This is a genomic window from Escherichia sp. R1 (assembly GCF_003000935.1).
GTDB classification, from domain to species: domain Bacteria; phylum Pseudomonadota; class Gammaproteobacteria; order Enterobacterales; family Enterobacteriaceae; genus Escherichia; species Escherichia coli.
This window is the reverse complement of the sequence record NZ_PSRU01000006.1, coordinates 67,284-86,768: the sequence shown is the minus strand read 5'-3', so window position 1 is coordinate 86,768 and position 19,485 is coordinate 67,284. Positions and strand designations below refer to the sequence as shown.

The 19,485-nt window shown below is 50.8% G+C and carries 20 protein-coding genes; 5 read left to right on the top strand and 15 right to left on the bottom strand.

Annotated features, from left to right (window positions below):
- Positions 1–23 precede the first annotated feature (23 nt).
- On the top strand, positions 24–884 hold the full coding sequence (pdxY, locus tag C4F37_RS09305) for a pyridoxal kinase PdxY (protein ID WP_001296097.1): 861 nt from the start codon (positions 24–26) through the stop codon (positions 882–884).
- 43 nt (positions 885–927) lie between these two features.
- Here pdxY and gstA read toward each other — a convergent pair whose 3' ends face one another.
- The 12 genes from gstA to blr all read right to left on the bottom strand — a co-directional run bounded on the left by gstA (position 928) and on the right by blr (position 11,266).
- Positions 928–1,533 carry a glutathione transferase GstA gene (gene gstA, locus C4F37_RS09300; protein WP_000765756.1) on the bottom strand — a complete coding sequence of 202 codons (606 nt, stop codon included), beginning with the start codon at positions 1,531–1,533 and terminating at the stop codon, positions 928–930.
- A gap of 105 nt (positions 1,534–1,638) precedes the next feature.
- Positions 1,639–3,141 carry a dipeptide/tripeptide permease DtpA gene (gene dtpA, locus C4F37_RS09295; protein ID WP_000100937.1) on the bottom strand — a complete coding sequence of 501 codons (1,503 nt, stop codon included), beginning with the start codon at positions 3,139–3,141 and terminating at the stop codon, positions 1,639–1,641.
- Positions 3,142–3,751: 610 nt separating this feature from the next.
- Positions 3,752–4,387: an endonuclease III gene (gene nth, locus C4F37_RS09285; RefSeq protein WP_001030339.1), complete on the bottom strand. Its 636-nt coding sequence runs from the start codon at positions 4,385–4,387 to the stop codon at positions 3,752–3,754.
- The gene (gene rsxE / locus C4F37_RS09280) at positions 4,387–5,082 is read right to left on the bottom strand and encodes an electron transport complex subunit RsxE (RefSeq protein ID WP_001289646.1); all 696 of its coding nucleotides are present in this window, start codon (positions 5,080–5,082) and stop codon (positions 4,387–4,389) included. Before rsxE ends, nth begins: the two co-directional genes overlap by 1 nt.
- Before the next feature lie 3 nt (positions 5,083–5,085).
- Positions 5,086–5,706, bottom strand: coding sequence for an electron transport complex subunit RsxG (rsxG, locus tag C4F37_RS09275; RefSeq protein ID WP_000920791.1), 621 nt, complete (start codon positions 5,704–5,706; stop codon positions 5,086–5,088).
- A gap of 3 nt (positions 5,707–5,709) precedes the next feature.
- Positions 5,710–6,768 (bottom strand): electron transport complex subunit RsxD, encoded by a 1,059-nt coding sequence (gene rsxD / locus C4F37_RS09270; RefSeq protein ID WP_001773932.1) that lies wholly within the window; start codon positions 6,766–6,768, stop codon positions 5,710–5,712.
- The gene (gene rsxC / locus C4F37_RS09265; protein WP_001538789.1) at positions 6,769–8,898 is read right to left on the bottom strand and encodes an electron transport complex subunit RsxC; all 2,130 of its coding nucleotides are present in this window, start codon (positions 8,896–8,898) and stop codon (positions 6,769–6,771) included. It lies immediately after the preceding gene.
- Positions 8,891–9,469 (bottom strand): electron transport complex subunit RsxB, encoded by a 579-nt coding sequence (gene rsxB / locus C4F37_RS09260; RefSeq protein WP_000991809.1) that lies wholly within the window; start codon positions 9,467–9,469, stop codon positions 8,891–8,893. Before rsxB ends, rsxC begins: the two co-directional genes overlap by 8 nt.
- Positions 9,469–10,050: an electron transport complex subunit RsxA gene (gene rsxA, locus C4F37_RS09255; RefSeq protein WP_000133193.1), complete on the bottom strand. Its 582-nt coding sequence runs from the start codon at positions 10,048–10,050 to the stop codon at positions 9,469–9,471. Before rsxA ends, rsxB begins: the two co-directional genes overlap by 1 nt.
- 76 nt (positions 10,051–10,126) lie before the next feature.
- On the bottom strand, positions 10,127–10,567 hold the full coding sequence (locus tag C4F37_RS09250; RefSeq protein ID WP_000214176.1) for a DUF2569 domain-containing protein: 441 nt from the start codon (positions 10,565–10,567) through the stop codon (positions 10,127–10,129).
- A gap of 85 nt (positions 10,568–10,652) precedes the next feature.
- Positions 10,653–10,868 carry a transcription modulator YdgT gene (gene ydgT, locus C4F37_RS09245; protein WP_000217951.1) on the bottom strand — a complete coding sequence of 72 codons (216 nt, stop codon included), beginning with the start codon at positions 10,866–10,868 and terminating at the stop codon, positions 10,653–10,655.
- Between the two features lie 272 nt (positions 10,869–11,140).
- Positions 11,141–11,266, bottom strand: a complete 126-nt coding sequence (blr, locus tag C4F37_RS09235; RefSeq protein WP_001296096.1) for a division septum protein Blr — start codon at positions 11,264–11,266, stop codon at positions 11,141–11,143.
- A 242-nt stretch (positions 11,267–11,508) separates the two neighbouring features.
- Here blr and C4F37_RS09230 point away from each other — a divergent pair, with 242 nt between their 5' ends.
- Complete coding sequence (locus tag C4F37_RS09230) at positions 11,509–12,549, top strand: oxidoreductase (protein ID WP_001282531.1); 1,041 nt, start codon at positions 11,509–11,511, stop codon at positions 12,547–12,549.
- A 35-nt stretch (positions 12,550–12,584) separates the two neighbouring features.
- Here the strand turns inward: C4F37_RS09230 and add are convergent, their stop codons facing one another.
- The 3 genes from add to malX all read right to left on the bottom strand — a co-directional run bounded on the left by add (position 12,585) and on the right by malX (position 16,464).
- Entirely contained in the window at positions 12,585–13,586 is a 1,002-nt protein-coding gene (gene add / locus C4F37_RS09225) for an adenosine deaminase (RefSeq protein ID WP_001773931.1), read from the bottom strand.
- A gap of 103 nt (positions 13,587–13,689) precedes the next feature.
- Complete coding sequence (gene malY, locus C4F37_RS09220; RefSeq protein ID WP_000459359.1) at positions 13,690–14,862, bottom strand: bifunctional maltose regulon transcriptional repressor/cystathionine beta-lyase MalY; 1,173 nt, start codon at positions 14,860–14,862, stop codon at positions 13,690–13,692.
- Positions 14,863–14,871: 9 nt separating this feature from the next.
- On the bottom strand, positions 14,872–16,464 hold the full coding sequence (gene malX / locus C4F37_RS09215; RefSeq protein ID WP_000125604.1) for a PTS maltose transporter subunit IICB: 1,593 nt from the start codon (positions 16,462–16,464) through the stop codon (positions 14,872–14,874).
- Between the two features lie 174 nt (positions 16,465–16,638).
- Between malX and malI the strand changes: the two genes are divergently transcribed.
- The 3 genes from malI to uidR all read left to right on the top strand — a co-directional run bounded on the left by malI (position 16,639) and on the right by uidR (position 19,365).
- Positions 16,639–17,667: a mal regulon transcriptional regulator MalI gene (gene malI, locus C4F37_RS09210; RefSeq protein WP_000179503.1), complete on the top strand. Its 1,029-nt coding sequence runs from the start codon at positions 16,639–16,641 to the stop codon at positions 17,665–17,667.
- Between the two features lie 111 nt (positions 17,668–17,778).
- A complete protein-coding gene (hdhA, locus tag C4F37_RS09205) occupies positions 17,779–18,546 on the top strand; it encodes a 7-alpha-hydroxysteroid dehydrogenase (protein ID WP_000483362.1) in 768 nt (255 codons plus the stop codon).
- Positions 18,547–18,774: 228 nt separating this feature from the next.
- A complete protein-coding gene (gene uidR, locus C4F37_RS09200) occupies positions 18,775–19,365 on the top strand; it encodes a DNA-binding transcriptional regulator UidR (protein WP_000969092.1) in 591 nt (196 codons plus the stop codon).
- Positions 19,366–19,485 lie beyond the last annotated feature (120 nt).

Below are 19,485 nucleotides of genomic sequence, written 5' to 3'. Positions count from 1 at the left end.
CTGGTTTTTATACAGGGAACATGATGAAAAATATTCTCGCTATCCAGTCTCACGTTGTTTATGGTCATGCGGGTAACAGTGCGGCAGAGTTTCCGATGCGCCGCTTGGGCGCGAACGTCTGGCCGCTGAACACCGTTCAATTTTCTAATCACACCCAATACGGCAAATGGACTGGCTGCGTGATGCCGCCCAGCCATTTAACCGAAATTGTGCAAGGCATTGCCGCCATTGATAAATTACACACCTGTGATGCCGTATTAAGTGGCTATTTGGGATCGGCGGAGCAGGGTGAACATATCCTCGGTATCGTTCGTCAGGTGAAAGCAGCGAATCCACAGGCGAAATATTTTTGCGATCCGGTAATGGGTCATCCGGAAAAAGGCTGTATCGTTGCACCGGGTGTCGCAGAGTTTCATGTGCGGCACGGTTTGCCTGCCAGCGATATCATTGCGCCGAATCTGGTTGAGCTGGAAATACTCTGTGAGCATCCGGTAAATAACGTCGAAGAAGCGGTTCTGGCAGCGCGCGAACTCATTGCGCAAGGGCCACAAATTGTGTTGGTTAAACACCTGGCGCGAGCTGGCTACAGCCGTGACCGTTTTGAAATGCTGCTAGTCACCGCCGATGAAGCCTGGCATATCAGCCGTCCGCTGGTGGATTTTGGTATGCGCCAGCCGGTAGGTGTTGGTGATGTGACGAGCGGCTTACTGCTGGTGAAACTGCTTCAGGGGGCAACGCTGCAGGAGGCCCTGGAACATGTGACCGCTGCAGTATACGAAATCATGGTGACCACAAAAGCAATGCAGGAATATGAGCTGCAAGTGGTTGCTGCTCAGGATCGTATTGCCAATCCAGAACATTATTTCAGCGCAACAAAGCTCTGAAATATCTCATTTCGGCCCACAACGACCTGTGGGCCGATGGCTATTACTTTAAGCCTTCCGCTGACAGCGCGTCTTGTACTTCCGGACGTTCAGCCATACGTTGCATAAATGCCGCAATGTGCTCTAACCCTTCCAGATTCAGTTTCACCGCGTATGCCCAGCGCAGAACCGTAAACAGATAGGCATCAGCAATTGTAAATCGTTGCCCGCAGATCCAGTGCTCATCCTTCAGTGCCTCGTTCACATATTGCAGCTTCTTCTCCAGCTGCGCGCGAACTGTCGATTTGTACTCTTCCGGTGTATCAGGGCGAAACAGAGGTGTGAAACCTTTATGCAGCTCGGTGGCGATGTAATTCAGCCATTCGATGGTTTTATAGCGGGAAATACTGTTTACCGGTGCCAGCAACTGGCGGTCGGGGACGCTGTCGGCAAGATACTGCATAATCGCTACGCCTTCCGTCAGCAAAGTACCATCGTCCAGCAGCAATGCAGGTACCTGTCCCTTAGGGTTAACGGCAAAGTAATCGTCACCGTTTTCGAGACGTTTTTTCATTAAATCCACACTGACGAGCGTAAAATCCTTTCCGCTCTCACGCAGGGTGATATGGGAAGCGAGAGAGCAGGCGCCCGGTTTGTAGAACAATTTCATCGGTAACTCCTTTTGTCTGTGGTTTAAAGTATGGTAGTGCGTTGCTGAACAAAAAAAAAGCCGCTAACGAAAAGTTAGCGGCTTGTAAAAGAGTTTCCCTGAATTTTACGCTACGGCTGCTTTCGCCGCTTTGTCTGCAGCGTCATCCTGCGTCATGCGGTGCAGTTTCGGCGCGGTAAACAGCATCAGTACTGCAATAACGGCAGTAGCGACACCAATCTGCAAGAATACGCGACCATAGACTTCCAGTGACATCAGCGGATCGGTAACGTTATCCGGCACAGCCATCATACCTGCAACATAACCACCAATCAGGTTTGCACCGGCAGTGGTCAGGAACCAGCTACCCATAATGAAGCCCATCAGACGCTGCGGAACGAGTTGTGCAACCATTGCCAGACCCAGGCCAGAGATCATCAGTTCCCCGATACTCTGCAGGCCATAGCTCGCGACCAGCCAGCTTACAGACACGATACCAGCGTCAGACGCGAATTTCGCACCCAGCGGCAGAATCAGGAACGCACCAGAACACATCACCATGCCGATAGCAAACTTGGTTGGCATTGGCAGGGTATCGCCCATCTTGTTATAGATAGCGGCCAGAATCGGGCTACCAATGATGATCCAGAACGGGTTCAGTGCCTGATACTGCTCAGGTTCTACGGCCAGGCCCAGAATGGTGTGTTCAACGTTACGAATCGCAAAGAAGTTCAGTGACGTTGGCATCTGGCTATAAAGCACGAAGAAGATAATGGCTTCGAGCATCAGGATGAAGGCAACGATCATTTTACGACGCGCAGCACCTTTCATCGCGAAGGCTTCTTTACCGAAGATAACCACGATACCGAAGGCAACAACGCCCAGCGCCATACGCGCAACTTCCTGATTGTGCAGCAGCCAGGTGGCGATAGCGATCAGTGCCACAACACCAATAATGGTCAGCAGCAGGTTACGGTAGTTGATAGGCTCGAAGTCTGGTTTTGAACCGTACTGTTTAACCCAACGTTGGCAGAAGGCGAAGTTAACGATAGTGATCAGCAGGCCTACAACGCTCAACGCAAACGCAACACTCCAGCCGTATTTCGCGGCCAGCCACGGCGTAGCAATCATAGAGAAGAAAGAGCCGATGTTGACGGACATGTAGTACATGGTGAATGCACCGTCCAGACGCGGGTCGTTTTTCTCATAGCATGTAGAAAGCAGAGAAGACGGGTTAGCTTTAAACAGGCCGTTACCGACCGCAATAGCCGCCATACCCATATAAACGATACCGGCGTCGTGACCAGACCAGGCAACCAGAGCATAACCAATCGCCAGCACAATAGCGCCGAGCATAATTACGCGTTTAGTACCCAGTACCTTGTCACCTAACCAGCCGCCGATAGCGACCAGACCATAAACCAGGGCACTAAAGGAAGAGAAAAGGGTGATTGAATCCGCTTCAGACATACCCAGTTGTTTAACCAGGTAAACAGCCATAATTCCTTGTAGGCCGTAATAACCAAAACGTTCCCATAACTCAATCGAGAAGATGAGATAGAACGCCTTCGGTTGTTTAAAAGCGTTCAAACTGACGCTTTCAGTTGGTTTTTGGTTTGCAGTGGACACTTTTACCTCTTTTTTTACATCCCATATTAACGGGGGTGCTTTCTCGCGTTATGTCTAAAAAACATACGCGCAATTGTTATAGTGGGAGGGGAAACGGCAGGTAATGTTCACTATCTTGCACTTTCAGACAAGTCCTTTGTAATAATCTGTTACATATAACTGAGGCGGGGAATTCAACCATTCCGGGAAATGTTATCCAGCGTTAAATTTTTCAAAAAACGTAACGGCAGATTTTTTCACTACCCTGAGAGGGTGATGATGGCTTAATGGCGATATGTTCTACTATTTGGCGTTTTTCCTAGTGAGATAGTCCAGTTTCTGAAAAATAGCCAGTGTAATGTTTTGTAGGTCAATATTTGTTGCGTGTGTAAATTTAAATGATTTTAACCTGATTCTTGCAATGTTTTTACATTGCCACAGCATCGTGATCTTGATCACGAATGAATAGAAAATTTCGCTATTAAAAAAACAATTAACCTGCATTTTTGGTTATCTGCAAACGGATTACCTGATGATAACGCTAAGCAATGGCATCATTGACGTTAAAAAGATGTTTTAAAAGAGGATAAAGAAAGGTTATGAATGGGGTAATCGGTGTTACCCCTGATCTTTAGATGTCAACTTTCTCTTTGTATTCACAAAGATCTTCAATAATACAAGAGCCACAGCGAGGCTTGCGGGCAATGCAGGTATAACGCCCGTGCAGGATCAACCAATGGTGGCAGTCGACTTTAAACTCTGCCGGAACCACTTTCAGTAGCTTTTCTTCTACCTGTTCGACGTTTTTCCCCGGCGCAAATTGAGTACGATTACAAACGCGGAAAATGTGCGTGTCGACAGCAATAGTCGGCCAGCCGAATGCAGTGTTTAATACGACGTTGGCTGTTTTACGACCTACACCAGGCAGGGCTTCAAGCGCAGCACGATCTTCCGGAACCTCGCCATTATGTTGTTCCAGTAATATACGGCAGGTTTTGATGATATTTTCTGCTTTGCTGTTATAAAGGCCAATCGTTTTGATATAGGTTTTCACCCCTTCAACGCCCAGTTCAAGCATCGCTGCAGGCGTATTAGCCACCGGGTAGAGTTTCGCCGTCGCCTTATTAACACTGACATCGGTCGCCTGAGCGGAAAGCAGTACGGCAATCAGCAATTCAAAAGGCGAACTGAAATTAAGCTCGGTGGTGGGATGAGGATTGTTCTCACGCAGGCGAGTGAGGATCTCCAGGCGTTTTGCTTTGTTCATCAGACATTCCCTGTTTCACCGTTTGGCAATGCACGTTCGGCAGCTGCTTCAGTACGGCGCTTTTTCATTTTTTCATCAATCAGGTATTTTCCTGCCAGCATCAGTCCCAGGCCAATAAATGCACCTGGTGGCAGCATCGCCAGCAGGAAAGGGGAGTCGGTGTGGAAAATCTCCACGCGTAATACTTTCGCCCAGCTACCTAACAGCGCATCTGCACCGTCAAACAACGTGCCATTGCCGATAATTTCGCGTAGTGAACCCAGCACGAACATGGCGCAGGTTGCGCCCATACCAATTGAAAAGCCGTCCAGTGCCGAAAGCGCCGGACCTTTTTTGGCGGCGAAGGCTTCAGCGCGGCCCACAACGATACAGTTAGTGACAATCAGCGGAATAAAAATCCCTAATGATTGATACAGGCCAAAGGCGTAGGCGTTGATCAGCATCTGTACAGCGCTGACCACCGAGGCGATGATCATCACGTAAATGGGAATGCGGATCTCGGCGGGTGTCCAGTGACGCAGCGTCGAAATGGTCAGGTTGGTTAGCGTCAGTACCAGCGTAGTCGCAAGTCCTAAACCCAGAGCGTTAGTGGCAGTGGACGTGACCGCCAACAGAGGACAAAGGCCGAGCAGCTGGACCAGCGCAGAGTTGTTTTTCCACAACCCCTGAACAATAACGTCTTTAATTTCGCTCACGTTTTATTCTCCACAGGCAGGAAGTTGAGAAAGTTGTGCGGGTAACGTCTGAGCGTACAATCCGGCGCGTTTTACCGCATTAACCACCGCGCGGGGAGTAATCGTCGCGCCGGTGAACTGGTCGAAATCACCACCATCTTTCTTCACCGCCCAGTTCGCATCATCCGCACCACTGATTTTTTTACCCGCAAAATGGGTGATCCAGTCAGAAAGGCGCAGTTCGATTTTATCGCCAAGCCCTGGCGTTTCGTGGTGCTCAGTCACGCGCGTGCCAAGTACCGTGCCGTTAAAATCGGCTCCTACCAGCAGCTGAATCGCACCTGAATAGCCATCTGGCGCGGTTGCTTCCAGAACGGCAGCTACCGGTTTGTCATCCTGTTTGGCGATGTAAACCCGATGCTCACCTTTACCTAACTCTGGCGCAGTGACCAGATAGCAACTCTGTGCCAGCGCATTGTTATAGCGTTCAGCTGGCAGCACCTGATCAAATAACGCCTTTTGTTGCAGACTGGCCTGTTCAGCAATTGTCGTTTTGGTCATCTGGTTGATGGCCGCAGTTAACCCTGTTGAACCCGCTGCAAAGAGCGCCAACGTAATGCCGTGTTTTCGGATAGTTTTCAGCATGGTTTACCCTTTGCGATGACCGTAGACGCACGGACGCGTGTAGTAATCGATCAGAGGAACCGTGATGTTCGCCAGCAGGACGGCAAAAGCCATGCCGTCAGGATAGCCGCCGAAACTGCGGATCAACCAGACTAATAAGCCCGCCAGCGCGCCGAAAATAAGACGACCACGATTGGTCGTAGAAGCGGTAACCGGGTCAGTCAAAATAAAGAATGCGCCGAGCATGGTCGCACCAGACAGCAGATGAATTTGCGGTGCTGCCAGAGTATCTGGTGAGAACAACCAGCCCAACGTTGCGCATAACGCCAACGTTGCTAAGAAGCTGAGGGGAATATGCCAGCGAATCGCTTTCTGCCATAGCAACCACACGCCGCCAGCCAGCCAGGCGAGATTTACCCATTGCCAACCAGCGCCCGCCAGAATACCGCTGTAGATCGGATATTGCATAATCTCTTCAACCGAATGACCGGCACGGACAGAGGTTTTAAATGTATCCAGCGGTGTCGCCTGACTAATGCCATCAATACCTAAGCGTAGCGTGTTCATATCACCACCACTGGTGGTATGACCACTGAAAATAACCTGTATGGTGTCGATAAAACCAGGGATGTTGACCGCAATTTCATGTGGCGGTAACCAACTGGTCATCTGCACCGGGAAGGAGATCAGTAAGACCACATAACCAATCATTGCCGGATTAAACGGGTTTTGCCCCAGACCGCCATACAACTGTTTAGCGATGATCACCGCAAACACCGTACCCAGCACGACCATCCACCATGGCGCGAGGGGGGGAATACTTACCGCCAGCAATAAGCCTGTCAGCAATGCTGAGTTATCTTTCAACGTTGCAGCTACCGACTGCTTGCGTAGTTTGAGGACGAGAGCTTCGGCCAGAAGAGCACTGACCGACGCCAACAGGATCTGAACGAGAGTACCCCAACCAAAAAACCACAGTTGCGCTGCGATTCCTGGCACGGCTGCGAGCAATACCAACAGCATAATGCGCGATGTCTGGCGCTGGTTATGGGTATAAGGGGAGCTAGCTATTCTGAATACCATTTAGTCCTCGTTTACAACCTTTTGCTGGGCGGCTTTTTTGGCCTGAACGCGGGCAATAGCCGCAGCAACTGCCGCTTTGCGCGGATCAATCTGTTCTTCTGGCTCTGCATTAGCCTGTTGCTGTTCCAGCTTGCGCGCTTTGGCGCGTGCAATAGCCGCTTCGATGGCGGCTTTGCGTGGATCAACCTGTTCTTCTGGTTCCGCATTAGCCTGTTGTTGCTGTTCCAGCTTGCGCGCTTTGGCACGGGCAATAGCCGCTTCGACGGCAGCTTTGCGCGGATCAATCTGTTCTTCTGGCTCCGCATTGGCCTGTTGCTGTTCCAGCTTGCGTGCTTTGGCACGGGCGATAGCGGCTTCGACGGCGGCTTTGCGCGGATCGACCTGTTGTTCTGGCTCCGCATTGGCTTGTTGCTGTTCCAGCTTGCGTGCTTTGGCGCGGGCAATAGCCGCTTCAACTGCAGTTTTACGTGGATCAGCAACGGTTGCAGCGTCGTTAGTTTGCTGCAGTTCTGCCTGTTTCGCTCTGGCTTGCGCTTTACGGGCTTCCCGTGCTGCAATAATTGCACTGTTATCCGGGCGTTCGCCCGCTTTAATCACAATAGGCTGTGTAGCCTGGGCCTGTTTCTCTTTCACCCGCGCCAGGGCGGCAGCAATCGCATCTTTATCTTTGGCTGCAGGTTGAACGGCTGCGCTCTTATGTCGTTCAAGGCGAGCCGCTTTTTCGCGCTCCAGACGAGCCTGGCGCGCTTCGAAACGCGCTTTGGCTTCTGCGGCGCGCTTTTCTTCCTGACGAATAGCCGCAATTTCAGCTTTTTCCTGACGGAAATATTGCACCAGGGGGATATTGCTCGGGCAAACCCACGCGCAAGCTCCACATTCAATGCAGTCGGCAATGTTATGCGTGGTGGCTTTATCGTGTTGCTGACCTTTGCTGAACCAGTACAGCTGTTGCGGCAAAAGATCCGCAGGGCAGGCGTCAGCACAGGCGCTACAACGGATGCAACTTTGTTCTTCCTGTGGTTCGCCAAGTTCATTGGCAGAGGGAGCCAACAGACAGTTGGTAATCTTTACGACCGGGACATCCAGCCACGGCAAGGTAAAGCCCATTAGCGGGCCGCCCATAATCACCATTTGGTCGGCAGAGGGGCAGAATCCGGCGTCATTCAATAAATGACGCACTGGCGTCCCCAACCGTGCCCAGACGTTGCCCGGGCGAGCGATTGCTTCGCCAGTCAGGGTCACGACACGCTCGGTAATCGGCTCGCCATCAATAACGGCACGTTTCACTGCATAAGCGGTGCCGACGTTTTGCATTAATACGCCGATATCGGATGAACGCCCGCCATGTGGAACCTGCTTCCCGGTCAGAATGTAGGTTAATTGTTTAGCACCGCCAGAAGGATATTTGGTGGGAATCACCCGCAGAGAAATATCGTGAGAGTCTGCCAGCACCGCGCGCAGCATGGAAATCGCCTGCGGTTTGTTATCTTCAATACCGATAAGAATTTCGCGTGGCTGCAGAATATGCGCAAGGATGCGGATACCCTCTACGACCTGAGCCGCACAATCCTGCATCAAACGGTCATCGGCGGTAATGTACGGCTCGCACTCAGCAGCGTTGATAATCAACGTTTCAATCTTATCTCCGCCGCCCTGCAATTTAACGCCTGTCGGAAATCCCGCACCACCCAGCCCGGCAACACCAAACTGATGAATGCGCTCGATTAACTCTTCGCGACTGCGAGAGCGATAATCGGCCCAGCCGTCGCGCGGGATCCAGCAGTCTTCGCCATCGGCATCAATAATCACACTTAATTCAGCTAAAGCTGAAGGATGAGCCGTAGAGTGGGGCGCAATAGCCGTAACGGTACCCGAGGTGGGCGCGTGAACCGGCAGCATTTTGCCGCGACCACGGGTAAGCGGCTGACCGCGCAATACGTTATCGCCGACGCTAACGCACAACTCACCTTCAGCGCCAATATGTTGTTTCAGTGGAATGACAAAACGCTGCGCCAGTGGTACCTGGCGCAGGGGCGTACCGTTGGACTGGGTTTTCATCTCCGGTGGATGGATGCCGCCGTTGAAATCCCAGATTTTATTTTTTCTGAATGCAGAGAATAACTTAAGCATGGTGTTCCACGGGAATGATACGCACGGGAATGGTGTTCAGATCCCATTTCCAGGAGTCAGGAGTTTCTGCGACCGGTTGCAACGAGATGCAGTGTGTCGGGCACGGATCAACACATAAATTGCAGCCCGTACAGAGATCACTCATTACCGTATGCATGGCGCGGGTAGCGCCAACGATGGCGTCTACCGGACACGCCTGAATACATTTAGTGCAGCCAATACAGTTATTTTCATCAATCACCGCCACCATCCGCGCTGGCGTTAGCTCTTGCGCTTCGCCATCCAGCGGCTGCGGCTCGACATTAAGCAACTCGGCAATTTTTAGCATCACAGCTTCGCCACCTGGGGCGCAACGGTTGATTTTTTCACCGTTACAGCTGATGGCTTCCGCGTAGGGGCGACAGCCGGGATAACCGCACTGACCACACTGGCTCTGCGGTAAGATTTCGTCAATTTTCTCAACGACCGGATCGTCTTCCACCGCAAAACGGCGGGAGGCATAACCCAGAATGGCGCCAAACGCCAGGCCCAGCAGGCTCACGGCGGCAACGGCAATCCAGATAGCATTCATTACAACTTCACCAAACCACTAAAGCCCATAAAGGCCAGAGACATAAGACCTGCGGTAATTAACGCAATGGCATTACCGCGAAAAGGTGCCGGGACATCAGCCACAGCAAGGCGTTCGCGGATGGCGGCGAAGAGCACCATCACCAGCGAGAAACCGACAGCGGCGGAAAAACCGTACAGCGCTGACTGCAAGAAATTGTGCCCGAGATTGATATTCAGCAACGCCACGCCGAGCACGGCACAGTTGGTGGTGATAAGCGGCAAAAAAATCCCCAGCAGACGGTAAAGTACCGGGCTGGTTTTGCGCACCACCATTTCGGTGAACTGCACAACCACAGCAATCACCAGAATAAACGCCAGGGTGCGCAGGTAAATCAGATTAAGTGGGATCAAAATCCACGTATCGATAAGCCAGGCGCAAATAGACGCCAGCGTCATTACAAACGTTGTTGCCAGCCCCATGCCCATCGCGGTTTCCAGCTTTTTGGAAACCCCCATAAACGGACAGAGACCGAGAAACTTGACCAGTACAAAGTTATTGACCAGTACAGTTCCGACAAACAGTAACAGGTAGTCAGTCATTTTTCGGCCTGAAATAAAAAAGCCGCCTATTATCCGTTAATCCAGAGCAGGCGACAACAGGTTAACTGTAAGGTTATTACGGATTCACAAACGTCGCTTTCACCCGCGACGAGCGTTTGAAATAGGGGACGATCAATGCGGTTGCCAACAAAGTAAACAGCAACTGGCGAACGGCTATGCCATCTTCTACGGGTGAAAAAGCGAACGCTTTTACTGCCAGCAATACGGAAATAAGCAGCCAGATAATATAGTGTTTAGGAACACAACGCCGACGTTTAAAGAAAGCGATGGTCAACCACAGTGTGTAATACCACATGGCGATAGCGGTAATAAAAGAAACGCCCCATAAGATTTGTGTCGTCAGTGCTTGTCCGCCGAGCGTTTGAAATGTTTGCGGAGAAGATAACGCAGCGGTATACAGCAACAACGCCAGCGTCGTACTCAACAGAGCGACTAAAAGCCAGGCCAACGGGCCAAGCAACCAGCCTCCAATACGTTGTGGCGTTGTGGTGGTCATAGGTTCTCCAGAATAGCGACGCAAACAGACAAATCTAATTTTAGGGGCGTTATTATAAGGCTTTTATAACCGATCGCTACTTTCTTTACTGGACATAGCGCCAGACGGACTTCGGTACCTGGCCGAGGTCAAACAAACGCCCGCCAGAAACCAGCTCTGCGCGACGGTGATCGGCAGCACGATACATATTGATCAGTTCCTGATCGTCCGTCAGGGTGTAATTAAGATGGTCGTAGAGTTTTTCCAGACTTTCGAGTGAACTGATTTTGCGAAATTTTAATAAGTAGTCCTGAACAGTCATAAAAGGTCCATAAAATAATTAATACCAAAGGGGTAGGTATTATTAGTGATGATAAAATTTCACCAAAAGTGAACGCTTGTGTTATTACAATAATAAGAATGTGCTGATGGCAAATATTCAGGGATGAAAAACTGCTCTGGAAAGAGTAACGCGCTTTACTATCCCTGACAATCATCAACAACATCGAACAAGATAATAAATTCCTGGTTTAATATCCGACAAGTGAAAACATGCACCCGGACGGGCAGCATGTCGCTCAACAAGTGCAGAGCTTACTTGTGTTGTACTGTAGTACTCTGTTCAGGTGGCTGATAGTTGTCAATGTGACTCGCCACGCCAAGAAGAATGACTGAAACGACAAGAACGATCCAACCTGTTAATTCAATAAGACGATTCATTACAGCCCACATCTCTGTTGATTGATCCATTAACTTCAGGGGGTAAATGTTACTTAGCAATAATAGCTCCAGCAAGATTTTTACTGAGGTTTTTGCAATATTTAGCTTTTGTCGTTGGAAAAATCGCTATTTTTTTGACTTAAGTTAAACAACATCCCTTATTGCTGGCAGGTTATTAAACTGTTGAGCGAGGGTAAAGGATAGTGTCAAATAGCCATCATACTTCAATGAGAGGCAATGACATGAGCGACAACATCCGTGTTGGGTTGATTGGGTATGGTTATGCGAGCAAAACCTTCCATGCGCCCCTGATTGCGGGCACGCCCGGGCTGGAGCTGGCGGTAATCTCCAGCAGCGATGAAACAAAAGTAAAAGCTGACTGGCCAACGGTTACGGTTGTCTCTGAGCCGAAGCATCTGTTTAACGATCCCAACATAGACCTGATTGTCATTCCTACACCCAACGATACCCATTTTCCGTTAGCCAAAGCGGCGCTTGAGGCGGGTAAACATGTGGTCGTTGATAAACCCTTTACCGTGACACTGTCACAAGCACGAGAGCTGGAAGCGCTGGCAAAAAGCCTGGGGCGAGTGCTGTCTGTATTCCATAACCGTCGCTGGGATAGCGATTTCCTGACGCTAAAAGGTTTGCTCGCGGAAGGCGTGCTGGGTGAAATTGCTTACTTTGAGTCCCATTTTGACCGCTTCCGCCCGCAGGTGCGCGATCGTTGGCGTGAACAGGGCGGCCCAGGCAGCGGTATCTGGTACGATTTAGCACCGCACCTTCTGGATCAGGCCATTACGTTATTTGGTTTACCGGTTAGCATGACGGTAGATTTGGCACAGTTACGGCCCGGAGCGCAGTCGACCGATTATTTCCACGCTATCTTGTCCTATCCGCAGCGGCGAGTGATTTTACACGGCACCATGCTGGCAGCAGCCGAGTCAGCACGGTATATCGTGCATGGATCCCGAGGCAGTTATGTGAAATATGGCCTCGATCCACAGGAAGAACGTCTGAAAAATGGCGAGCGTCTGCCGCAGGAAGACTGGGGCTACGATATGCGCGATGGCGTACTTACCCGCGTGGAAGGTGAGGAACGTGTCGAAGAAACGCTGTTGACAGTGCCGGGGAATTATCCGGCTTACTATGCGGCTATTCGTGATGCGTTAAATGGCGATGGTGAAAATCCGGTTCCGGCAAGTCAGGCAATCCAGGTAATGGAGTTGATTGAGCTGGGCATCGAATCCGCCAAACATCGCGCGACTTTGTGCCTTGCGTGAAAAGGGGATGGTGCAATTAGCACCATCCATTTTTGTTACTTCGCGGCGACTTTTTCTCGCAGTGCGCGTTTTTCCTCTGCGCTGAGGAAAGCCATTTCCAGACCATTAATCTGTGCCTGGCGGATTTGCTCGCGGGATAACCCAGCAGCTGGCGCGGCAACGGTATATTCGTGAATGATATCCACTCCCTGCACGCCTGGATCGTCAGTGTTAATGCTGGCACGAATGCCATGCTCAAGGAACGTTTTCAGCGGATGTGCAGCCAGATCCGCCACGGTGCTGGTCTGAATATTGGAGGTCAGACAGGATTCAATACCAATTTGTTGCTCGGCGAGAAAATCCATCAGCGCCCGATCTTCAATGGCTTTTACGCCATGTCCAATACGCTCCGCCCCCAGTTCACGAATCGCCTGCCAGATGCTTTCCGGTCCGGCAGCTTCGCCTGCATGGACGGTAATATGCCAGCCCGCATCACGCGCGCGGTTGAAATGAGAAAGGAACAGACTTCCCGGGAAACCAAGTTCATCACCGGCTAAATCAAGTGCGGTAATCTGGTCACGGTGGGCTAAAAAGGCCTCCAGCTCTTGCTGACAGGCGGCTTCGCCGAAGGTCCGGCTCATAATACCGATAAGCTTCGCCTGCACACCAAAGGCGCGGCAACCTTCACGTACGCCATCGATCACCGCTTCGACAACACCCGCTACAGGCAGCTGATGTGCCATTGCCATGTAGCCTGGTGAAAAACGCAGCTCGACATAGTGCAGGCCGTTACGGGCTGCATCTTCAATGTTTTCAAATGCCACGCGGCGGCAGGCATCAAGAGAGGCGAGAACTTTAACGCCCCAGTCAAGTTTAGTCAGAAAGCTCACCAGATCGGGTTCGTTGGCAATGACCTGAACGTGGGGAATCAGTGTTTCCAGGGATTGTGCAGGAAGCGAGATATTATACTGGCGGCCAAGTTCAAGAATGGTCTGGGGACGAATGTTGCCATCAAGGTGGCGATGGATATCAGTTAATGGCAGGGTGGTATCAATCATGGTCGCACTCTTTTTCTGGATATAAAAGTGCGCACCATTATAAAAACAAAGCAGGGTAAAAATCCACGATTGCGCAACGATTTTTTACGTTGCGCAATTGGGGTTAACCAACAGCGCGGATGGCGTTAATTAATCCAGCCACACCTTTTTCCAGTTTCGAACGTGGGCAGCCGGCATTGAGTCGGATAAAACCACGACCTTCTTCACCGTAGGTATATCCCGGCATGATCGCGATCTTTTCTTGCTCGATAAGCGCTTTTTGCAACGCGTTGTCGTCAATATTCAACGGACGTAGATCAAGCCAGGCCAGATAAGTGGATTGCGGGATCTGCCAGTTGAGTTCAGGAAACGCAGCGTTCATTTTATCTGCGATATACGTCAGGTTATCTTTCAGATAGACGCGTAAGGCATCCAGCCATGGCGCGCCTTGCTGATAGGCGGCGATATGAGCAGTTAACGCCAGTACCGAAGGGGAAGAAAGCCCATCACGTCCTTTCAGTGCCGATAAATAGGCATCGCGGCTACTGCTATTTTCTATAATCCCGTAAGCACCGGTCAGGGCGGGAATATTGAAACTTTTTGATCCCGACGTTAGCAACGCCCAGTCTCCGCGCGCCACATTACTCCAGGGAATATGCGGCTGCTCGCCCCAAACCATATCCATATGGATTTCATCGGAAATAACCCGCACACCATGACGCTCGCACAGGTCAGCCATGATCTCCAGCTCATCGCACGTCCACACTTTCCCGGTAGGATTCTGTGGGCTACACAGGAGCAGAATTTTGCATTCTGGTTTCGCCAACACGGCTTCCAGCTTGCCCATATCGCAAAACCAGCCGTCAGGCTGCTTCTCTAAAGCAACGGGCATTACTGTGCGCTGGTTACCTTCAATGGCCTTGTAAAATGCGTCATAGGCGGGTGTGTGGATCACCACGCCTTCACCTGTTTCAGACCACTGACGAATCAGTTCTGAAACCATATAGATAACAGAAGGGCCATACACCACCGACTGAGGATCGATGGCGGTGTAATGCTGGGTGGAAAACCAGTGGGCAATAGCCGCGAGAAACTCATCGTTTTTCCAGCGGCTGTAGCCAAACACGCCGTGTATCAGGCGCTGATTCAGCGCCTCGATAATGCAGGGGGCAGTGGCAAAATCCATGTCTGAAATCGTGAACGGTAACAGGTCAGCAGTGCCGAAACGGTCAGCGACATAATCCCACTGCGTACACCATGTGCCATGACGATCCACGACCTTTGAAAAATCGAACATATCTTATCCTTATGCCTGGACAGTATGCATCAGACCGGCCATTTCATCTTTTACTGACTGAACTTGTGGCCCGATAACAACCTGCAGGTTATGTTGATTAAGTTGTACTACGCCAATTGCCCGATTGTCCTTCAGTGCCTGCACATTAACAAGCGACATATCTTTTACAGACAAACGCAGACGCGTAATGCAGTTATCGAGGCTGACAATATTGTCGGCACCGCCTAAGGCTTCGAGGATTGCCGGAACGTTGTAACCTGATTTACCCGGCGCACCGGCAACGGCTTTTTCGATTGAACTGGCAACTTCACTATCGCGCCCCGGGGTTTTGAGATTGAAGCGGGTGATAGCGAAACGGAAGATGATGTAGTAAACGACAAACCAGATTGCCGCCACTACTGGCACCATGTACCACTTGGTTGACAGACCATGCAAAATACCGAACACCACAAAGTCGATGATATTGCCGTCGGTATTACCGATGGTGACGCCGAGCACAGACATGACAGTGAAGCCGAGGCCGGTTAACAGCGCGTGGATGACATACAGAACTGGCGCTACGAACAGGAAAAGGAATTCCAGCGGTTCGGTCGTGCCGCCAACGACACAGGCGATCAGGCCAGAAATCAGCAGACCTTTAATTTTATGGCGATTTTCCGGGCGCGCGCAGTGATACATAGCTAACGCTGCACCTGGCAGACCGCCGAGAAACGCAGGCATTTTGCCTTGCGAAAGGAAACGCGTGGCGCTTTCAGAAAAACCGTGAGTGGTCGGGCAACTCAATTGCGCCTGGAAGATGGTCAGTGCACCGCTGACGGTTTGACCGCAGACTTCCTGCGTGCCGCCTGCGTCGGTAAAGCGAATTAATGCCACCAGAATGTGATGCAGACCAAACGGCAACAGCAGACGTTCACCGGTACCAAACAGCATCGGTCCGAAATCTCCCGCGCTGTTGATCATATGGCCTAAGCCGCTAATACCCATGGCGAAAATCGGCCAGACTAATGGAATCACCAGGCCGACAAGACCCATCACTAGCGAGGAGATGATTGGTACGAAGCGCGTACCGCCGAAGAATGCCAGCGCATCCGGCAGGCGGATATTATGGAATCGCTCATGCAGCATCCAGACGATAATACCGGCGATCACCGCACCGAGGATCCCGGTGTCGATCGACTGGATCCCAAGAATGCTCTGGATGTTATTGGCTTTCAGAACCGCGGCGTCCGTGGTTGGCAGAATGCCTTTATTGGTCAACCAGAAGTTTACCGCGAGGTTCATTACCGCATAACCGACGAAGCCAGCGAATGCCGCTACGCCTTTGTTTTCGCGTGCCAGACCCAGCGGGATGGCGATACAGAACATGACTGGCAAGAAACTAAAAGCAAACGAGCCAATCTTACTCATCCAGGTAAAGATAGCCTGCAACACGGGGTTGCCCAGGACCGGGATCAGGGTGATGACATCATGGCTGCTAAGAGAACTACCAATGCCGAGCATAATGCCGCAGAACGACAATAATGCCACGGGTAACATGAAGGTTTTGCCTAACTGCTGGAAGAACTCCCACAGCGTGACTTTCGGTGCTGTTTTCGCCGTCATAAAACGACTCCTCGTAGAGAACAATCTGGATTCAATAAATTGCGCGAGAAGATAAAACGTTTTATCAAATTTTAGTGAGGCATAAATCACATTACACAACGATAATAGCGGGTATAAGATAAATAAAAGGTAAAACGTTTTATCTGTCACATAATCAGGGAGTAGGTCATCTGCATGGCTACCGCCAAAAAAATAACCATTCATGATGTTGCGCTGGCTGCGGGCGTGTCGGTAAGTACCGTTTCGCTGGTGCTTAGTGGCAAAGGGCGAATCTCTACCGCCACAGGAGAACGCGTTAACGCCGCCATTGAAGAGCTGGGATTTGTGCGCAATCGCCAGGCGTCGGCGCTGCGCGGCGGGCAAAGCGGCGTCATTGGTTTGATCGTCCGTGATTTATCTGCGCCGTTTTACGCCGAATTGACGGCCGGATTGACGGAAGCTCTGGAAGCGCAGGGACGGATGGTTTTTTTGCTTCACGGCGGTAAAGACGGCGAGCAGCTGGCACAGCGGTTTTCACTATTACTGAATCAGGGTGTCGATGGTGTGGTCATTGCCGGGGCTGCAGGAAGCAGCGATGACCTGCGACGGATAGCAGAAGAAAAAGCTATCCCGGTGATTTTCGCTTCCCGTGCCAGTTATCTTGATGACGTTGATACGGTTCGCCCGGACAACATGCAGGCTGCACAGTTGTTGACGGAGCATCTCATTCGCAATGGGCATCAGCGTATCGCCTGGCTGGGAGGGCAAAGTTCCTCATTAACCCGGGCAGAAAGGGTGGGGGGCTATTGTGCGACTCTACTAAAATTTGGCCTGCCGTTTCACAGCGATTGGGTGCTGGAGTGCACTTCCAGCCAGAAGCAAGCCGCGGAAGCTATCACGGCGCTTTTACGTCATAACCCGACCATCAGCGCCGTGGTTTGCTATAACGAAACTATTGCGATGGGGGCATGGTTTGGTTTGCTGAAAGCAGGAAGGCAAAGCGGGGAAAGCGGAGTCGATCGTTACTTTGAGCAACAGGTTTCGCTGGCGGCATTTACCGATGCAACGCCAACCACACTTGATGATATACCCGTTACCTGGGCCAGCACGCCAGCGCGGGAACTTGGTACCACACTTGCGGATCGCATGATGCAAAAAATCACCCATGAAGAGACGCATTCACGCAATCTTATTATTCCCGCCCGGCTCATTGCGGCGAAATAATCCTCTCTTTATCTGCTATACCTGGTAGTGTCCTTTCCTCAAGGTTAATGATAAAAAATGTGGCACACAGGCGGTGCCTTTTATTTTTACTGAAGTTCACAGGAGGTTTATGTGTTTAATTCTGACAACCTGAGACTCGACGGAAAATGCGCCATCATTACAGGTGCGGGTGCAGGTATTGGTAAAGAAATCGCCATTACATTCGCGACAGCTGGCGCATCTGTGGTGGTCAGTGATATTAACGCCGATGCAGCTAATCATGTTGTAGATGAAATTCAACAACTGGGTGGTCAGGCATTTGCCTGCCGCTGCGATATTACTTCCGAACAGGAACTCTCTGCACTGGCAGACTTTGCCGTCAGTAAGTTGGGTAAAGTTGATATCCTGGTTAACAACGCCGGTGGCGGTGGTCCTAAACCGTTTGATATGCCAATGGCAGATTTTCGCCGCGCTTATGAACTGAATGTATTTTCTTTTTTCCATCTGTCACAACTTGTTGCGCCAGAAATGGAAAAAAATGGCGGTGGCGTTATTCTGACCATTACTTCTATGGCGGCAGAAAATAAAAATATAAACATGACCTCCTATGCATCATCTAAAGCTGCGGCCAGTCATCTGGTCAGAAATATGGCGTTTGACCTGGGTGAAAAAAATATTCGGGTGAATGGCATTGCGCCGGGGGCAATATTAACCGATGCCCTGAAATCCGTTATTACACCAGAGATTGAACAGAAAATGTTGCAACACACACCAATCAGACGTCTGGGCCAACCGCAAGATATAGCTAACGCGGCGCTGTTCCTTTGCTCGCCTGCAGCCAGCTGGGTAAGCGGACAAATTCTCACCGTCTCCGGTGGTGGGGTACAGGAGCTCAATTAATACACTAACGAACCGGTAAACAGCCGTATGTGTTGTTTACCGGGATAGCGTGTGCAACTCATCAACGTCTCTGCTAAACAACTGGCAGCCAAATCACGGCTATTGGTTGACCAATATCTGGATAAAAAGCTTACGAATTGAGTGTGCCTTCGCACTATTCAACAGCAATGATAGGCGCTCACCTGACAACGCGGTAAACTAGTTATTCATGCTAACTATAATGGTTTAATGATGGATAACATGCAGACTGAAGCACAACCGACACGGACCCGGATCCTCAATGCTGCCAGAGAGATTTTTTCAGAAAATGGATTTCACAGTGCCTCGATGAAAGCCATCTGTAAATCCTGCGCCATTAGTCCCGGGACGCTCTATCACCATTTCATCTCCAAAGAAGCCTTGATTCAGGCGATTATCTTACAGGACCAGGAGAGGGCGCTGGCCCGTTTCCGGGAACCGATTGAAGGGATTCATTTCGTTGACTATATGGTCGAGTCTATTGTCTCTCTCACCCATGAAGCCTTTGGGCAACGAGCGCTGGTGGTCGAAATTATGGCGGAAGGGATGCGTAACCCACAGGTCGCCGCCATGCTTAAAAATAAGCATATGACGATCACGGAATTTGTTGCCCAGCGGATGCGTGATGCCCAGCAAAAAGGCGAGATAAGCCCAGACATCAACACGGCAATGACTTCACGTTTACTGCTGGATCTGACCTACGGTGTACTGGCCGATATCGAAGCGGAAGACCTGGCTCGTGAAGCGTCGTTTGCTCAGGGTTTACGCGCGATGATTGGCGGTATCTTAACCGCATCCTGATCCTCTCTCTCTTTCCGCGGGCTGGTGACAACTGAGCCCGCGTTTCATATCGTAATTTCTCTGTGCAAAAATCATCCTCCCAGGGATCGGAGAATCCCACCTAAATATTCATCGTAGCAA